At 68.6% G+C, this 17,114-nt stretch carries 17 protein-coding genes; 10 read left to right on the top strand and 7 right to left on the bottom strand.

Going from position 1 to position 17,114, the window contains the following annotated elements; translation table 11 throughout:
• Positions 1-4: 4 nt before the first annotated feature.
• Both ABEA07_RS09825 and ada read right to left on the bottom strand, forming a co-directional pair.
• The gene (locus ABEA07_RS09825; protein WP_345537511.1) at positions 5-688 is read right to left on the bottom strand and encodes a 2OG-Fe(II) oxygenase; all 684 of its coding nucleotides are present in this window, start codon (positions 686-688) and stop codon (positions 5-7) included.
• Complete coding sequence (gene ada, locus ABEA07_RS09830; RefSeq protein ID WP_345537513.1) at positions 685-1,770, bottom strand: bifunctional DNA-binding transcriptional regulator/O6-methylguanine-DNA methyltransferase Ada; 1,086 nt, start codon at positions 1,768-1,770, stop codon at positions 685-687. Before ada ends, ABEA07_RS09825 begins: the two co-directional genes overlap by 4 nt.
• Before the next feature lie 184 nt (positions 1,771-1,954).
• Between ada and ABEA07_RS09835 the strand changes: the two genes are divergently transcribed.
• Positions 1,955-3,550: an OpgD/OpgG family glucan biosynthesis protein gene (locus ABEA07_RS09835; protein ID WP_345537515.1), complete on the top strand. Its 1,596-nt coding sequence runs from the start codon at positions 1,955-1,957 to the stop codon at positions 3,548-3,550.
• Positions 3,551-3,679: 129 nt separating this feature from the next.
• On the opposite strand, the gene ABEA07_RS09840 is transcribed toward ABEA07_RS09835, so the two are convergent.
• A complete protein-coding gene (locus ABEA07_RS09840; RefSeq protein ID WP_345537560.1) occupies positions 3,680-4,036 on the bottom strand; it encodes an FKBP-type peptidyl-prolyl cis-trans isomerase in 357 nt (118 codons plus the stop codon).
• A gap of 135 nt (positions 4,037-4,171) precedes the next feature.
• On the opposite strand from ABEA07_RS09840, the gene eat reads away from it, so the two are divergent.
• From eat to ABEA07_RS09860, 4 genes are read left to right on the top strand one after another with little or no spacing between them, the layout of a single operon-like run.
• Positions 4,172-5,572: an ethanolamine permease gene (gene eat / locus ABEA07_RS09845; protein WP_345537517.1), complete on the top strand. Its 1,401-nt coding sequence runs from the start codon at positions 4,172-4,174 to the stop codon at positions 5,570-5,572.
• A 13-nt stretch (positions 5,573-5,585) separates the two neighbouring features.
• Positions 5,586-6,977, top strand: coding sequence for an ethanolamine ammonia-lyase subunit EutB (locus ABEA07_RS09850; RefSeq protein ID WP_345537519.1), 1,392 nt, complete (start codon positions 5,586-5,588; stop codon positions 6,975-6,977).
• The gene (gene eutC / locus ABEA07_RS09855) at positions 6,974-7,747 is read left to right on the top strand and encodes an ethanolamine ammonia-lyase subunit EutC (protein WP_345537521.1); all 774 of its coding nucleotides are present in this window, start codon (positions 6,974-6,976) and stop codon (positions 7,745-7,747) included. Before ABEA07_RS09850 ends, eutC begins: the two co-directional genes overlap by 4 nt.
• 56 nt (positions 7,748-7,803) lie before the next feature.
• The gene (locus tag ABEA07_RS09860) at positions 7,804-8,385 is read left to right on the top strand and encodes a peroxidase-related enzyme (protein WP_345537522.1); all 582 of its coding nucleotides are present in this window, start codon (positions 7,804-7,806) and stop codon (positions 8,383-8,385) included.
• Here ABEA07_RS09860 and ABEA07_RS09865 read toward each other — a convergent pair.
• Both ABEA07_RS09865 and ABEA07_RS09870 read right to left on the bottom strand, forming a co-directional pair.
• Positions 8,321-10,171 (bottom strand): phosphoethanolamine transferase, encoded by a 1,851-nt coding sequence (locus ABEA07_RS09865; RefSeq protein WP_425584109.1) that lies wholly within the window; start codon positions 10,169-10,171, stop codon positions 8,321-8,323. The genes ABEA07_RS09860 and ABEA07_RS09865 overlap by 65 nt on opposite strands.
• Positions 10,172-10,217: 46 nt before the next feature.
• Positions 10,218-10,937: a phosphatase PAP2 family protein gene (locus tag ABEA07_RS09870; RefSeq protein ID WP_345537524.1), complete on the bottom strand. Its 720-nt coding sequence runs from the start codon at positions 10,935-10,937 to the stop codon at positions 10,218-10,220.
• Positions 10,938-11,034: 97 nt separating this feature from the next.
• Here ABEA07_RS09870 and ABEA07_RS09875 point away from each other — a divergent pair, with 97 nt between their 5' ends.
• Positions 11,035-11,712: a response regulator gene (locus ABEA07_RS09875; RefSeq protein ID WP_345537525.1), complete on the top strand. Its 678-nt coding sequence runs from the start codon at positions 11,035-11,037 to the stop codon at positions 11,710-11,712.
• Entirely contained in the window at positions 11,709-13,115 is a 1,407-nt protein-coding gene (locus ABEA07_RS09880; protein WP_345537527.1) for a sensor histidine kinase, read from the top strand. Before ABEA07_RS09875 ends, ABEA07_RS09880 begins: the two co-directional genes overlap by 4 nt.
• Before the next feature lie 16 nt (positions 13,116-13,131).
• Here the strand turns inward: ABEA07_RS09880 and ABEA07_RS09885 are convergent, their stop codons facing one another.
• Both ABEA07_RS09885 and ABEA07_RS09890 read right to left on the bottom strand, forming a co-directional pair.
• Positions 13,132-13,551, bottom strand: a complete 420-nt coding sequence (locus tag ABEA07_RS09885) for an acyl-CoA thioesterase (RefSeq protein WP_345537529.1) — start codon at positions 13,549-13,551, stop codon at positions 13,132-13,134.
• A 30-nt stretch (positions 13,552-13,581) separates the two neighbouring features.
• Positions 13,582-14,364, bottom strand: a complete 783-nt coding sequence (locus ABEA07_RS09890) for an SDR family oxidoreductase (protein WP_345537530.1) — start codon at positions 14,362-14,364, stop codon at positions 13,582-13,584.
• A gap of 119 nt (positions 14,365-14,483) precedes the next feature.
• On the opposite strand from ABEA07_RS09890, the gene ABEA07_RS09895 reads away from it, so the two are divergent.
• The 3 genes from ABEA07_RS09895 to ABEA07_RS09905 all read left to right on the top strand — a co-directional run bounded on the left by ABEA07_RS09895 (position 14,484) and on the right by ABEA07_RS09905 (position 17,101).
• Positions 14,484-16,178 carry an electron transfer flavoprotein-ubiquinone oxidoreductase gene (locus ABEA07_RS09895; RefSeq protein ID WP_345537531.1) on the top strand — a complete coding sequence of 565 codons (1,695 nt, stop codon included), beginning with the start codon at positions 14,484-14,486 and terminating at the stop codon, positions 16,176-16,178.
• Between the two features lie 303 nt (positions 16,179-16,481).
• Positions 16,482-16,703 (top strand): AbrB/MazE/SpoVT family DNA-binding domain-containing protein, encoded by a 222-nt coding sequence (locus ABEA07_RS09900; protein WP_345537532.1) that lies wholly within the window; start codon positions 16,482-16,484, stop codon positions 16,701-16,703.
• Positions 16,703-17,101 (top strand): type II toxin-antitoxin system VapC family toxin, encoded by a 399-nt coding sequence (locus ABEA07_RS09905; RefSeq protein WP_345537534.1) that lies wholly within the window; start codon positions 16,703-16,705, stop codon positions 17,099-17,101. Before ABEA07_RS09900 ends, ABEA07_RS09905 begins: the two co-directional genes overlap by 1 nt.
• Positions 17,102-17,114 lie beyond the last annotated feature (13 nt).

Below are 17,114 nucleotides of genomic sequence, written 5' to 3' on the forward strand. Positions count from 1 at the left end.
CGCTTCAAGTCGCGTCGTGGAAGATGATGCCCGCCGTGTAGCGCCGCCCTGAGCGCACCCGGCTCACACCATGCCGCAGGTTGACGCGGTAGACCCCGCGAGCGCCCTGCACCGGACGATGGTGCACGGCGATGACCGCCGCATCGCCCTGCCGCAACGGCAGCACCAGGGGCCGCGACTGCATGCGCGGCCGCTGCTCGGTCATGACGAACTCACCGCCGGTGAAATCGCGGCCCGGCTCCGACAGCAGGATCACCAGTTGCAGCGGGAACACGTGCTCGCCGTACAGGTCCTGGTGCAGGCAGTTGTAGTCGCCCTCGCCGTAATGCAGCAGGAGCGGCGTCGGCCGGGTCTGCCCCGCCGCATGGCAGCGAGCGATGAACTCGGCATGCGCGGCGGGGTAGCGTGCCTCGATGCCCATCGCCTCGTTCCAGCGGTTGGCGATCGGCGCCAGCCGCGCGTACATCTGCTCGCGCAGCCCCGCCAGGCGCTCGGGCAGCGGGTAGTCGAAGTACTTGTACTCGCCGCGGCCGAAGCCATGGCGCTCCATCAGCACCCGGCTGCGGAAGGGCGCGCCCTGCGGATAGAGGGCGGCGAGCGCCTCGCAGTCCTCGCGCGGCATCAATCCCTCGATCAGCGCGCCGCCCTCGGCGTCGAGTTCACGCGCCACCCGTTCCCAGTCGATCATCGGCCCGTCGCCTCCCTCGCCAGCAGGGCTCGCTTGCGCTCCACGCCCCAGCGGTAGCCGGACAGCGCGCCGTCGCTGCGCACCACGCGGTGGCAGGGAATGGCGACCGCGACCGGATTGGCGCCGCAGGCCTGCGCCACCGCCCGCACCGATGTCGGGCTGCCGATGCGCTGCGCGATCTCGGCATAGCTCGCGGTGCTGCCCGGCGGGATCTCGCGCAGCGCCTGCCAGACGCGCCGCTGGAAGGCCGTGCCGCGCACGTCCAGCGGCAGGTCCAGGCCCACGCCGGGCGCCTCGACGAAGCCCACCACGCGCGCCACCAGCTGCTCGAATTCGGCATCGCCGCCGATCAGCCGGGCCCTCGGAAAGCGGTCCTGCAGCTCGCGCGCCAGGGCATCGGGATCGTCGCCCAGCGCTATCGCGCACACGCCGCGCTCGCTTTGTGCGACCAGGATCGCGCCCAGCGCGCACTGGCCGATCGCGAAGCGGATCTGCGCATCGGCACCGCCCGCGCGAAAGCGCGCCGGCGTCATGCCCAGGGCCTCGTCGGCGCGCGCGTAGAAGCGGCCGTTCGAGTTGTAGCCGGCTTCGTAGATCGCGTCCGTCACGGTCCCGCTGCGCGCCAGCGCCTCGCGCACGCGCCGGTCGCGATGGGCCGCGGCCCAGGCGCGCGGCGTGAGGCCGGTCACCTCCTTGAAGATGCGGTGCAGGTGGAAGGTGCTGAGCCCGACGCGCCCGGCCAGCGCCCCCAGCGTGGGCGTCTCCTCGGCCTGCTCGATGTAGCGGCACAGCGCCGCCACCTGCGCCGCCTGCTGCTCGCTGCGGGCGGGCTGGTCCGGCCGGCAGCGCCGGCAGGGCCGGAAGCCGGCGCGCTCCGCGTCGGCCGCCGACGCATGGAAGGCCACGTTCTCGGGCCGCGGCTGCCGCGCGCCGCAGGACGGCCTGCAGTACACGCCGGTGCTGCGCACCGAGTAGAAAAACCGGCCGTCGGCCGCGCGGTCGCGCGCCGCCACGGCGGCCCAGCGTGGGTCGCTCACGGTCTGCAGGGCGCGGATTTCCTTGGGGTTGCTCATCATGTTCATCGTCCTTTCTTTCGTCGCTTCGGCGTTGCATGGGTCGATGAATCCACTTTAGGGACCGGGCCGCGCGAGCGCACTCCGGCTCTTGCTTTCGAATTCGATCGTAGGACAGGGGCGCCATCTTGCCTGCAGCCTTGCGCCCTCGACCTACGGGGCGCGCCCGCCATCTTCGCTACCATCCTGGCCGATGATCGATCGACGTTCACTCCTGACCGCCGGCGGTGCCTCGATGGCGCTCGCCGCCCTCGGATTGCCCGCAGAGGCCCTTGCGGCCGACGGCATCAAGCTCAGCCAGCCACGTCCCTTCTCCTTCGAACGCCTCGTCAACGAGGCCAAGGCCCTCGCCGGCCGCCCCTACGTGGCCGACAACTCGCTGCCCGCCGACGTGCTCCAGCGCATCGACTACGACGCGCACGGCAAGCTCAAGTACAACCCCGATCTCGCCTTGTTCCGCGATGGTCCGGGCCAGTACCCCGTCACCTTCTTCCACCTGGGCCGCTACTTCCAGACCCCCGTCCACATGTACGTGACGGAGACCGCCGGCGGCGACGGCTTCGCCCGCGAGATCCTCTACGACAGCGACTACTTCAGCATGCCCGCGGACAGCCCGGCGCGGCAGTTGCGCGACGGCGCCGGCTTCGCCGGCTTCCGCCTGCAGGAAAGCCGCCTGGGCGACCAGAAGAAGCTGGCCTGGCAGACCAACGACTGGGTGGCCTTCCTCGGGGCGTCCTACTTCCGCGCCATCGGCGAGCTCTACCAGTACGGCCTGTCCGCGCGCGGCATCGCCCTGGACGCGGCCATGCCCGACCGGCAGGAAGAGTTCCCCAACTTCACCCGCTTCTACTTCGAGCCGCCGGCCTCGCCCGAGTCCAACACCATGACGGTGTATGCCCTGCTGGAGGGCCCGAGCATCACCGGCGCCTACAAGTTCGCGATGCAGCGGACCCGGGCGGTGCTGATGGACATCGAGGCCCGCCTGTTCGTGCGCCGCGACATCGGCCGCTTCGGCCTGGTGCCGCTGACCTCGATGTACTGGTACTCCGAGAGCAGGCCCACCGGCATCGACTGGCGGCCCGAGGTGCACGACTCCGACGGTCTGGCCATCTGGAACGGTGCGGGCGAGCGCATCTGGCGCCCTCTGAACAACCCCACCCAGACCCGCGCCTCCGCCTTCAGCGACACGCGCCCGCGCGGCTTCGGCCTGCTGCAGCGCGATCGCAATTTCGACCACTACCAGGACGGCGTGTTCTACGAGAAGCGCCCCAGCCTCTGGGTGGAGCCGCAGGGCGACTGGGGCGAGGGCTCGGTGCAGTTGATCGAGATCCCCACCGACGACGAGATCCACGACAACATCCTGGCCTGCTGGGTGCCCAAGGCGCCTGCCACCGCCGGCTCGAGCTATTCGATCAAGTACCGGCTCCACTGGACCGACCAGGAGCCCTTCCCCTCTCCGTTGGCACGGTGCATCGCCACCCGCCTGGGCCGCGGCGGCCAGCCGGGCACGCAGCGGCCTCAGGGCGTGCGCAAGTTCATGGTCGAGTTCATCGGCAAGCCGCTCGAATCCATCCCCTTCGGCGTCAAGCCCGAACTGGTGCTCACGGCTTCGAGGGGCAAGTTCTCCTATGTCTTCTCGGAGGCCGTGCCCAACGGCGTGCCTGGGCATTGGCGCGCGCAGTTCGACTTCACGGCCGAGGGCACGGAGCCGGTGGACATGCGGCTGTACATGAAGAATGGGGATCAGACCTTGACGGAGACCTGGTTGTATCAGTACCAGCCTGGGTGACGGAGCTGGGTGAGCCCAGGCAGCTGATGGTCGAGGGCGTCTGCGTAGGCTGCTGCAGGGGCTGGGGCCCCGATACGGGGCCGGTTGGCGCAGTAAAAACGGCCTTCGGAAGAGCCGAGGCCGGAACGCTCAGCGCCCCTTGATCGAGATCAGCTCGACCTCGAAGTTGAGCGTGGCGTTCGGCGGGATCACCCCGCCCGCGCCGCGCGTGCCGTAGGCGATGGCCGGCGGGCAGGTCAGCCTGGCCTTGCCGCCGACCTTCATCTTCTGCACGCCCTCGGTCCAGCACGGGATCACGCCATTGAGCGGGAACTCGGTCGGCTCGTTGCGCTTGTAGGAGCTGTCGAACTCCTTGCCACTGTCGGGGAAGGTGCCGCGGTAGTGCACCTTGACGACGTCCGTCGCGGCGGGCGAGGCGCCCGTGCCTTCCTTGACCGACTGGTAGATCAGCCCGCTGGGGGTGGTGACGGGCGCGCCTTGCGCCATCGCGGCAGGCAGCAGGCAAAGGGCAGCGAGGGCTGCGGCTGTGGGACGAAGGAAGGAACGCACGAGGAAGTCTCCCGGGTTGGTTGAAAACAAGCCATTATTGCGGCGCGTGCCGGCATGGCATCGCTCTTGCTGATGGACCGACCAACCCCAAGGAGTGCGTGCATGTCCACAGGCCTCAAGAAAGTGCTCGGCCCCGTCCAGCTCTGGGGCATCGCCGTGGGGCTGGTGATCTCCGGCGAGTACTTCGGGTGGAGCTACGGCTGGAACAGCGCCGGCACGCTGGGCTTCCTGGTCGCCACCATGCTGGTCGCGGCGATGTACACGACCTTCATCTTCAGCTTCACCGAGCTGTCCACCGCCATCCCGCATGCCGGCGGCCCCTTCGCGTATGCACGACGTGCCTTCGGTCCGAACGGCGGCTTCGTCGCCGGCTTCGCGACATTGGTGGAGTTCGTGTTCGCCCCGCCGGCCATCGCGCTGGCGATCGGGGCCTACCTCAACGTGCAGTTTCCCGGCATCAACCCCAAGTGGTTCGCGCTGGCCGCCTACTTCGTCTTCATCGGGCTGAACTGGATCGGCGTCGGCATCGCCGCGGCCTTCGAGCTCTTCGTGACGGTGCTGGCCATCTTCGAGCTGCTGGTGTTCATGGGCGTGGTCGCGCCGGGCTGGTCGGTGGCGAACTTCGTCGCGAACGGATGGTCGGGCAGCAGCCAGTTCAGCGGTGCGGCCTTGCCGGGCATCTTCGCCTCCATCCCCTTCGCGATCTGGTTCTTCCTCGCCATCGAGGGCGCGGCCATGGCGGCGGAGGAGGCGCGCGATCCGCAGCGCACCATTCCACTGGCCTACATCACGGGCATCCTCACGCTGGTGGTGCTGGCCTTCGGCGTGATGGTGTTCGCCGGTGGCGTGGGCGACTGGCGGCAGCTCGCCAACATCAACGACCCGCTGCCCCAGGCGATGAAGGCGGTGGTGGGCAGCGAAAGCGGCTGGCTGCACATGCTGGTGTGGATCGGGCTGTTCGGGCTGATCGCCTCCTTCCACGGAATCATCATGGGCTATTCGCGCCAGATCTTCGCGCTGGCGCGCGCCGGCTACCTGCCGGCCACCTTCGCGGCGCTGAGCCCGCGTTTCGGCACGCCGCACCGGGCGCTGGTGGCCGGCGGCGTGATCGGCATCGCCGCCATCTTCAGCGACGAGTGGGTGCAGTTCGGCGGGCAGACCCTCACCGCCAACATCGTCACCATGTCGGTGCTTGGCGCGATCACGATGTACCTGATTTCCATGGCGGCGCTGTTCAAGCTGCGCCGCAGCGAGCCCGGCCTGCCCCGGCCCTACCGCGCGCCCTTCTACCCGGTCTTTCCCGCCATCGCCTTCGGGCTCGGCCTGGTGTGCCTGGGCGCGATGGTCTGGTTCAATGGCCGCCTGACCCTGCTGTTCCTGGTGCTGATGGCCTTGGCCTACGGCTACTTCCGCCTCACGGCGGCACAACGCCAGGCCGCCGTGCCCGACAAGATGCTCTCCAACCTGGGCTGAACCCCCTGCCACGATGCGCTACCGCACCATCCTCGATTCGCAGGTCTTCGACTTCAAGGACCTGCGCCAGGTGATGGCCGTCGCCAGCCCGGCCCGCTCGGGCGACGAACTGGCCGGCATCGCCGCCTCCAGCGCGCAGCAGCGCATGGCGGCGCGGCACGTGCTGGCGCAGACGCCGCTGTCGCAGTTCTTGCAGGAGGCGATGATCCCCTACGAGGAGGACAACATCACGCGCCTGATCATCGACGGCCACGATGCCGCCGCCTTCGCACCCGTGGCGCACCTGAGCGTGGGCGACTTCCGCAACTGGCTGCTGTCGGCGCAGGCGGATGCCGATACCCTGGCCGCCCTTGCGCCGGGCCTCACGCCCGAGATGGTGGCCGCCGTCTCCAAGCTGATGCGCAATCAGGACCTGGTCGCCGTCGCGCGCAAATGCCGCGTGCTCACGCGCTTTCGCGACACCATCGGGCTGCCCGGCCACCTGGCGGTTCGGCTGCAGCCCAATCACCCGACCGACGATCCCCGCGGCATCGCGGCCTCCATGCTCGACGGCCTGTTGATGGGCGCAGGCGACGCCGTGATCGGCATCAACCCCGTCTCCGACAGCCTGCAGCACCTGGGCGACCTGCTGCGCATGCTCGACGAGCTGATCCAGCGCTTCGAGGTGCCGACGCAAAGCTGCGTGCTGACCCACGTCACCCACACGCTGAAGCTGATCGAGTCCGGCGTGCCGGTGGACCTGGTGTTCCAGTCCATCGCCGGCACCGAGCAAGCCAACCGCTCCTTCGGCATCACGCCCGAGCTGCTGGACGAGGCGCACGCAGCCGCGCAGTCGCTCGCGCGCGGAACGCTGGGCCGCAATGTCATGTACTTCGAGACCGGCCAGGGCTCTGCCCTGTCGGCCGACGCCAACTTCGGCGTCGACCAGCAGACCTGCGAGGCCCGCGCCTATGCGCTGGCGCGGCGCTATCAGCCGCTCCTGGTCAACACCGTGGTCGGCTTCATCGGGCCCGAGTACCTTTACGACGGCAAGCAGATCGTTCGCGCCGGCCTGGAAGACCACTTCTGCGGCAAGCTGATGGGCCTGCCCCTGGGCTGCGACATCTGCTACACCAACCATGCCGAGGCCGACCAGGACGACATGGACACCCTGCTGGTCCTGCTGGGCACCGCCGGCATCAGCTTCATCATGGGCGTGCCGGGAGCGGACGACGTGATGCTGAACTACCAGAGCACCTCTTTCCACGACGCGCTGTTCCTGCGCGAGACCCTGGGTCTGAAACGGGCGCCCGAGTTCGAGGCCTGGCTCCAGCGCATGGGCATCACCGGTGAGGGCGGCCGCCTGCTGCCGCCCGGGGCGAACCGGCTTCTGGCGGACATGCGCTCACTCAAGGCCTTGTCATGAGCAAGGATGACATCGTCACGCCGAGCCCTTGGGCCGAATGGCGCGAAGCGACGCCGGCACGCCTGGCCCTGGGACGCGCGGGTGCGGGCATGCCGACCGACGAAGTGCTGCGCTTCGGCTGGGCGCATGCGATGGCGCGGGATGCCGTTCATGCGGTCCTGGACGTGAAAGCGTTGGAGACAGGCCTGCGCGATGCCGGTTGGGAGGTGCTGCAGGCACGCAGCCGCGCGCCCGACCGGCCCACCTATCTGCGTCGCCCCGACCTCGGCCGGCGCCTCGACGAAGAAGACGCTGCCCGGCTGCGCGCCGCCGCCCCAGGGCCCTGCGATCTGTGCCTGGTGATCGGCGACGGCCTTTCCGCCCTGGCAGCGGGCCGCCACCCCCTGCCCTTGCTCGGGGCGCTGCGGCCGCTGCTGCCCGACAGCTTGGCGCTCGCGCCCATCGTGATCGCGACGCAGGCCCGTGTCGCCCTCGCCGACGAGATCGGCGAGGCCCTCGGGGCCCGGCTCGCCGTGATGCTGATCGGCGAGCGGCCGGGCCTGAGCTCGCCCGACATCCTGGGCATCTACCTCACCCACGATCCGCGCCGCGGGCGCAACGATGCGCAGCGCAACTGCATCTCGAACGTGCGCCCCGAAGGCCTGCCCTTCGAGGCAGCGGCCTTCCGGCTGGCCTGGTTCATCCGCGAATCGCTGCGGCGGGGACTGACCGGCGTGGCGCTCAAGGACGAGAGCACGCAGGCGGTGCTGGACGCCGGCGGCACGACGTAGACGTCTGGGCCTTTGCCTATGATGGGCCGCCCAGAACACGGCCACCCGGAGACAACATGACCGCCGAACGCTACCCCCTCGTCGAGCTCGCCAACCTGCCCGATGACATCCGCACCAAGGTGCTCGAGGTGCAGGAGAAATCAGGCTTCGTGCCCAACGTCTTCCTCGCCCTCGCCCGCCGCCCGGCCGAGTGGCGCGCCTTCTTCGCGTACCACGACGCGCTGATGCTCAAGGAGGAAGGCTCGCTCACCAAGGGCGAGCGCGAGATGATCGTCACCGCCACCAGCGCCGCGAACCGCTGCCTCTACTGCGTGGTGGCCCACGGTGCCCTGCTGCGCATCTACGAGAAGAAACCGCTGGTGGCCGATCAGGTGGCCGTCAATTGGCGCAAGGCGGACATCACGCCGCGCCAGTACGCCATGCTGGAATTCGCGATGAAGGTCTGCGACCGTTCGCACGAGATCGACGAGGGCGACTTCCCGCCCCTGCATGCGCAGGGCTTCAGCGACGAGGACATCTGGGACATCGCGGCCATCACCGCCTTCTTCGGCCTCTCCAACCGGATGGCGAGCTTCAGCGGGATGCAACCGAATGCGGAGTTCTATCTGCTGGGGCGAGTGCCCAGGGCGAAGAAGTAGTTGGTCGACTGTCGCCGCCCCTGTCGTGCACCGGCCCGCGGCAGGAGGCCAGCGCATCCAGCCCGACCTGGTAGCTGGGCGACTTCACGTCCATCAGCCCCAGCACCGTGTGGTACAGGTTGTCGTGCGTGAGCGGCTGGTCCAGCCCCGCCGCCATGCAGGCCTGCGACAGGCCCCCGCGCTCGCGCATGTGCGGCCCGAACCACATCACCATCGGGATGTGCTTCTGCACCTCCGGCGCAAAACCGTAGGGCACGCCGTGCAGGAACAGGCCGTATTCGCCGAGCGACTCGCCATGGTCGCTCAGGTAGAGCAGGGCCGGGTCGTAGCGCCCCGACTGCGCCTGCAGCCAGTCGATGGCCTGGCCGAGGAAGCGGTCGGTGTAGGCGATGGAGTTGTCGAAGGCATTGACCAGTTCGGCATGGCTGCACTCCGCCAGCGCGTTGGTCTTGCACTCGGGCAGGAAGCGCTTGGTATCTGCCGAGGAACGCTTGTAGTAGGCCGGGCCATGGCTGCCCATCTGATGCATCGCCAGCACCACGCCGCGGGACCGACGCTCCGCCGGTAGTGCCGCCAGGCGCCGGTCCAGGTCCTTGAGCAGCGCGTCGTCCAGGCATTCGTCGCCGTCGCACAGTGCGCTCTTCATGGCGGGATCGAGGGCGTCGGCGGCGAAGGCATGCGGGATGCGGTCGCATACGCCCTTGCAGCCGCCGGGCTGGTTGTCGATCCAGAACACGGCCAGGCCGGCGGCCTGCAGCACGTCCATCAGGTTCTCGTAGTCGTCCTTTCGTTTTTCGAAGCCGGCCTTGCCCAGGGGCGAGAACATGCAGGGCACCGAGGCCAGCGTGTTGGTGCCGCAGGAGTGAACATCACGCCACGAGAGCACCTTGCGCGCCGCCAGCTGCGGCGTGGTGTCGCGCGCATAGCCGTTGAGGCCGAAGTGATCGGCCCGCGCGGTCTCGCCCACCACCAGCAGGAACAGCGGTGGGCGCGCCTGCGCTGCATAGCTCGCACCCAGTGCCGCGCCGCCGGTGACCGGGATCAGCTTCCGGCTGTGCGCGAACACGGGCCGCAGCGCCACAGCGCTCGCCGAGTAGAGGCTCGCCGGAGGATTGATCATGTAGCGCAGGTGCACGTTGTTGCGCATCAGCGGGGCCAGTTGCCGGTTCATGGCCAGCGCGCCGCCCGCGGCCAGCGCAAGCGCCGCCAGCAGCAGCAGTGCGTTGCGCCAGGCTTGCGACAGCAAACCCATCGGCGGGATGCGCATGCGCCACAGCACCCAGGCCGGCAAGGCCGTGACCAGCAGCACGCGCAGCAGCAGGCGCCAGCTCATCAGGTCGCGCGCCTCGTGCAGGTCGGTCTGCATCGCGTTGGCCAGCATGCTCGGGTCCATCACCGCGTGGTAGCTCAGCATGAAATGCTCGGCCCCCGCCGCCACGACCACCACCACCAGCCACAGCGGCTTCATCCAGCGTGTCCAGGCGCTGAGCGCCAGCAGCGCGACGGTGGCGCAGATGGTGAGCAGCGTCATCAGCGCAACGGTGGGCAGGTAGACGCTGGGTGCGCCGCCGATGCGGGCCAGTTCGCTCCAGAGGGGCCAGTTGGCGACCAGCGCCAGATAAACACTCAGCCAGACCACCACGCTGCGCGCCGAGCGGGGCTGGGTCAACCAGGCATCGATCCGGCGCCACAGGGGAACGGTGAGGGCCTCGGCCGGCATCTGCGCAGGCGCGGCTACGGCAGCGGGTTCGAGAAAGACAGAGGACCGGACGTTCGAGGGAGGCATCGTCCGAGTCTGGGAAACCGGACTGAAAACTCGCTGAATGACCTGATCAGCTTTCGTTCAGATTGGTTTGCAGCGCGGACGCTGCGCCACGTGTGGCGCGCCGAAACTTCGATCCGTGCATGCACATGTCGAGCAGCAGGCCTGCCGCCCAGCACAACCAGGCCGTCCACAAGGTATGGCTCATGTAGTGCGCACCGCGCAGTTGTTGTCCGAGGCCCAGTACCAGGCCGGCCGCGAACGCGGCGGCCAGCCAGGCGCCCGCCAGCCGGGGCGACCCGCGCCGCAGCACGAACCAGCCGCTCATGAAGGCAAAGCCCGCGGATGCATGGCCGGCCGGAAAGCAGCCGCCGGGCCCACCGTCCCGCAGGCGCCAGGCCCAGTGCGACACATGGTGCGCGACCCCGCCGAAGGCGTTCAGGTCCCAGGGGCAGCTGGTCGTGCTCGTCTGCTTCACGAGCGACACGAGCAGCACGCCGGCCAGCACGCCGAAGGTGAGCTGAATGCGCTCGCGCACCGCCAGGCGACGCAGGAAGCCGAAGGGCCAGCGAATCGCGAGCGCCAGCACGATCAGCAGCAGCCAGCTCAGCGCCCTCGCCCCTTCGTGCACCACGTGCACGAGAAACCAGTCGTTGCGCCAGGGAAAGCCCACCGGTGTCCCCGCCATGCGGGCGAGCGGAAGATCGAGACCGCTCGCATCCCAGGCCAGGATCAGCAGCAGTGAAACGAAGGTCCAGGCGACCGGACGGGCCAGCGATACACGGAACATGAGGCGCTGGAGGCTATAGGCCCGGCATGAACGCAGCCTGAAGCAACCGCCAGGCGCACTAGACTCGGGTTCTTTCACGACAAGAGGACTGCCCAAGGTGCGCATATTGCTGGTCGAAGACGACGCCGCGCTGGCCGGTGCCGTCTGCAGCTATCTCGAGGCCAAGGCCTTCGTGGTCGACGTGGCGCCGAGCCTGGCGCAGGCGCGCGCTGCGCTGGCCGCAGTGCAGTACGCGGCCGTGCTGCTCGACTTGCACCTGCCCGACGGCGAGGGCCTGTCCCTGCTGCCCGACGTGCGCGCCCTGCGCGATCCGCCCATCGTCATCGTGCTGACTGCGCGCGACCAGGTCACCGATCGCATCCGGGGGCTGGATGCCGGCGCCGACGACTACCTCATCAAGCCCTACGACCCTGCCGAGCTGCTGGCCCGCCTGCGCGCGGTCGAGCGCCGCCGCAGCAGCGCCGCCACGCCGGTGCTGCAGTTCGGCACGCTCGAGATCGACCTGGCGCGCGACCTGGTACGCAAGAACGGGCTGCCGGTCACGCTGACGCAGAAGGAATGGGCGCTGCTGCGCGTGATGGCCACGCGGCCCGAGCGCATCCACACGCGCGACAATCTGGCCGACGCGCTCTACGGCTACGGCGACGAGGCCGACAGCAACACGCTGGAAGTGTTCATCAGCCGCCTGCGCCGCAAGCTCGGCCGCAGCCACATCCAGACGCTGCGCGGCCTGGGCTACCGGCTCTCGTCCGCGCCCGAGGAAGAAGACGAATGAAATTCGGCCTCCTGCCGCCGGTCAGGCCCCGGTCCGAACCCGAGACCGAAGCCGTCGCACGCGAGTCCCTGGCCGGCCGCCTGACGCGCACGCTGATCGTGTGGGTGGGCGGCGTCTGGCTGCTGTGCGTGCTGGGCGTGGGCTGGTACGTGGACCGCGAGATCAACCACAACTTCGACAGCGAACTCGCCGAGGTCGCGCACCGCATGTTCGACACCGCCGTGCACGAACTCGGCACGCTGCGCAACGAGCGCATCCGGCGGGGCGAAAGCGCCGAGCCCGTCCGGCCCTTCATCGCGCCGCCGCAGCTCTTCCCCACCGACGCGGTGCTCTACCAGGTGGTGGACCTGCACGAACGCGTGTTGCTGCGCTCCTCCGAGGCGCCTGCCAATGCCTTCGACGTGCCGATGGCGACGGGCTTCGCCGACAGCGAATCGTGGCGCATCTTCACCGTGCGCCATCCCACGCTCGACCTGTACTTCCAGGTGGCGGACCCGCTCGACGAACGCCGCACCGCCCTCAACCGCACGCTGCTGGGCCTGATCATCCCGCTGATGGCCGTGCTGCCGGTGCTCGCGCTGGTGCTGCGCAACGTGGCGCGCACGGAGCTGCGCGGCCTGCAGTCGCTGGCCGGCGAGATCGCGCAGCGCAGCGGTGCGGATCTGCGGCCGATCCCCCTGCGCGGACTGCCGCGCGAGCTGCATTCGGTGGGCGAGGACGTCAACCGCCTGCTGCAACGCCTGTCGCACGCGCTCGACGTCGAGCGGGCCCTGGCGGCCAACGCGGCCCACGAACTGCGCTCTCCGCTCGCGGCGGCCCGGCTGCGGCTGCAGACCGCGCTGGAGCACGACCTGCGACGCAACGACGTGCAGGCCGCCCTGGATGCGCTGCACACGCTGGGCCACCGCGCAGAGAAGCTGCTTCAGCTCTCGCGAGCCGAGTCCGGCGCCTCGCTGGCGCGCGCCCGCGTCAACCTGGTGCAGCTCGTCGGCACCGTGGCCGAGGAGTTCTGGAAAGTCGCCAACGCGAACGAGCGCCTCACGCTGAAGCTGCCCGAGAGCGAGTCCTCTGTCGCCGTGCTCGGCGACGTCGACGCCCTGGCCATCGCCCTGCGCAACCTCGTGGAAAACGCCCTACGCTACGGCCGCGGCCGCGTGGTGATCGAGGTCATGCCCCCCGGCACTTTGGCCGTGCGCGACTTCGGCCCCGGCGTCGGCGCGGAGCAGCTTCACACCTTGCGGCAGCGCCACGTGCGCCACAGCTCGGACCGCGCGGGCTACGGGCTGGGGTTGTCGATCGTCAACACCATCGTCGAGAAGCATGGCGCCCGGCTCGAGCTGTACTCGCCGCCGCCGGGTGCGGCGACGGGGTTCGAGGCGCGGATCGTGCTGAACGCGGCCTGAGCGCCTGCGGACCGCTTCAGCTCACGATCTCCCGCAGCCAATCCGGCAGCGGCAGCGCCTTCTGCTTCGCCACATCCACCCAGATGGTGGTCGCCCCGCCGGCCGCGCAGATCACCTCGGGTTCGTCCGCGCGAGCCATGGTGGCCCAGCTTTCGAAGGTGGTGCGGCCGGGATCGCTCACGTACATCTTGATCAGCACGTCGCCCGGGTACTCGAGCTGGCGGTAGAAGTTGCAGAAGGCGTTGACGATCACCATGCCCTCGCCCTCCGGCCGGGGCAGCGTGCCGAGCGCGTGGAACCAGTCGATGCGCGCCGTCTCCAGGAAGCGGAAGTAGCTGGCATTGTTGAGGTGGCCCATCGCGTCCATGTCGCCCCAGCGGATGGCGATGGTCATCTCGTAGACCAGCTTCTTGGCTTCGGGGATCTCGATTCTCATGGGGTGTTTTTCTCGGGACGGAGGCGAACTTCAGAGCGCGTACCCGTCGTCGGCCGCGATCACCGCGCCGTTGACGAAATGACTCTGGCTGCTGGCCAGCAGCACGACCAGGCCGTCCAGGTCCTCAGGCCGGCCCAGGCGCTTGCGCGGCAGGCCGCCCACCAGCTTCTGGCCGTCGTCGGAACTCCAGTGCTCCTCGTTGATGTCGGTCGTGATGTAGCCCGGGCACAGCACGTTGACGTTGATGCCGAAGCGCCCCCACTCGAGCGCCATCGCCTTGGTCATCTGCACCACCGCCGCCTTGCTCATGCAGTAGACGCCGATCTTGGGAATGACCTTCAGCGCCGCCGCCGAGGCGATGTTGATGATGCGCCCGCCGACGTAAGTGCCGGGCGCCGCGCCGCGGGCACGCGCCAGCATGCGCTTGCCCACTTCCTGGGCGACGAAGAAGGCGCCCTTGACGTTGGCGTCGAAGATGAAGTCGTAGTCCGCGGGCTTCACGTCCTCCAGTCGCTGCGTGGTGCTGGCGCCCGCGTGGTTGACCAGCACGTCGATCGGCCCGACTTCCGTTTCGGCCCGCGCCACCGCGGCCTTGATGCTGCCGAGGTCGCTCGCATCGAGCTCCACCACGTGGGCGTCGCCGCCCTCGCCTTCGATGCGCGCGCGCAGCTCCTTGAGCTTGTCGGTATGGCGGCTGGCCAGCACGACGGCCGCGCCCGCGCGGGCCAGGGTCTTGGCGAACTGCGCACCCAGGCCGCTCGATGCGCCGGTGACGAAGGCCACGCGGCCCGAAAGATCGATGCTGTAGGACATGGAGACCGCCCCCGAGTTGTAGTAAGAGACATTCCGGAGAGGCATAAGGCGCCGCATAAAATGGCCCGGCCCTCTTGTGGCGCCTCGCCCTCCCAAAATCATTATCGACGAGACCCCAGATGACGAACGAAGAAATCCTCGCCCAGTACGGCCCCCGCGAAGCCATGGAATACGACGTGGTCGTGGTCGGCGCCGGCCCCGGCGGACTGGCCACTGCCATCCACCTCAAGCAGCTGGCCGCCTCGCACGGCAAGGACATCTCTGTCGTGGTGCTCGAGAAGGGGTCCGAGCCCGGCGCCCACATCCTCTCCGGCGCCATCATGGACCCGCGCGCGCTCTACGAGCTGCTGCCCGACTGGGAGGAACAAGGCGCGCCGCTCAACCAGCCCGTCACGCAGGACACCTTCCTGATCCTCAGCGAAACCAGCGCCTACCGCACCCCCAACTTCCTGCTGCCCAGGAACTTCCACAACGAGGGCAACTACATCGTCAGCCTGGGCAACGTGGTCAAGTGGCTGGCCCAGCAGGCCGAGGCCCTGGGCGTGGAGATCTTCGCGGGCTTTCCCGCGGCCGAGATCCTCTACACCGACGACGGCAAGGTGCGCGGCGTGGCCACCGGCAACATGGGCATCGGCAAGGACGGCCAGCCCACCGACAGCTTCCAGCTCGGCATGGAGCTGCATGCCAAGTACACCATCTTCGCCGAGGGCTGCCGCGGCCACCTGGGCCGCCAGCTCATCGCCAAGTACAAGCTCGACGACGGGAAGGACCCGCAGAGCTACGGCATCGGCATCAAGGAGCTGTGGGAGATCGACCCGGCTCGCCACGAGCCCGGCCTGGCCGTGCACACCGCCGGCTGGCCGCTGCCGAACGACACCTACGGCGGCTCCTTCCTCTACCACGCCGAGAACAACCAGGTGATCGTCGGCTTCGTGGTAGGGCTCGACTACCAGAATCCGCACCTGAGCCCCTTCGAGGAGTTCCAGCGCTTCAAGACGCACCCCAACATCCGCTGGTACTTCGAAGGCCAGGACAAGGGTCTGAAGCCGGCCAAGCGCATCTCCTACGGCGCGCGCGCCATCACCGCGGGCGGCCTGCTCTCGCTGCCCAAGACCGTCTTCCCGGGCGGCGCGCTGGTGGGCGACGACGCCGGCTACCTGAACGCCAGCCGCATCAAGGGCAGCCATGCGGCCATCAAGACCGGCATGCTCGCGGCCGAGGCCGCCTACGACGCCGTGATGGCCGGGCGCCAGCACGACGAGCTCGGCGCCTACCCGGCCGCCTTCGAGAAGAGCTGGCTCTACAAGGAACTCAACAAGGCGCGCAACTTCAAGCAGTGGTTCAAGAAGGGCCTGACCGTGGGCACCCTCATGACCGGCATCGAGCAGTACTTGCTGCGCGGCCACATTCCGTGGACCATCCACCGCGACCAGCCGGACAACGAGCGCCTGAAGAAGGCCTCGGCCTGCAAGAAGATCGCCTACCCGAAGCCGGACGGCCAGCTCACCTTCGACCGCCTGTCCTCGGTGTTCATCAGCAACACCAACCACGAGGAAAACCAGCCGGCCCACCTGACGCTGAAGAACGCCGCCGTGCCCACGCAGATCAACCTGCCCGAGTACGCCGGCCCCGAAAGCCGCTACTGCCCGGCCGGCGTCTACGAGTTCGTCGACGGCGAGGGCGGCCAGCCGCGCCTGCAGATCAACGCGCAGAACTGCGTGCACTGCAAGACCTGCGACATCAAGGACCCGACGCAGAACATCGTGTGGGTCACGCCCGAAGGCGGCGGCGGGCCCAACTACGTGGGGATGTGAGGCTCACACGAGCGCTTCACAGCTTCTCGGTGCAGCTTGTCCGCTGACGTATCGAAGAGATAGATGGCGCCCCGCTCGGTACGGATGAAGCGCGGGTCGAGGGCGCCGCTTTCAGCTGAAACTCGGTGCCGTGGCGAAGGTGCCGCCACCAAGCAAGTTGGAGGGATAGCGTCGATGGTGCGGGCGCGTCGTTCACGTCCGTTTCCGGGAGGGCCGGCTCCGGTTGGACTGTAGCCATCGGCTTGGTCCGAACGACACGAGTGACGCCATGCATTACTATCGGCACGGATGCAAGGAGGAACCATGATCGAATCCACCATCACCGCCAAGGGGCAGACCACCGTCCCTGCCCAGATACGCGCCCAGCTCGGCGCATCAGCGGGGACCCGGCTCGTATGGCATGCCCTCCCCGATGGCACAGTCCTGGTACGCGCCAAGACCCGCTCCATCCTGGACATGGCGGGCAGGTTGAAGGCGCCGAAGGGCCGGCACGTTCCAGTCGAAGCGATGAATGCCTGGCGCTGATGGCGGCGCTCGACACCAACGTCCTCGTTCGCTATCTCGTCCAAGACGATGAACGTCAACTGGCCGCCGCCAGCCGGCTCATCCGCCGCTGCGTCGAAACGAACGAGGCCATGTTCGTTCCCATCAGCGTGTCACTTGAACTCGAGTGGGTCCTGCGTTCGAACTTCAAGTTCTCCAAGACAGAGGTCATCGAGACACTGTCCGTCCTTCTCGCCGCGGATGAACTTGTGTTCGAATCCGAAGGAGCGGTGGAACTTGCCCTGCGGTGGTACGCGCACGGCACCGCCGACTACTCGGACTGCATGCATGCGGCGCTCGCCGCGCTGGCTGGCCACCAGCCTTTGTGGACTTTCGACAGGTCGGCTTCGAAAGTCGACGGTGCGCGCCTGCTGACGTAGCCCACCACCGCTG

Source organism: Variovorax defluvii, assembly GCF_039541515.1.
In the GTDB taxonomy this organism is placed as follows: Bacteria; Pseudomonadota; Gammaproteobacteria; order Burkholderiales; family Burkholderiaceae_C; genus Variovorax; species Variovorax defluvii.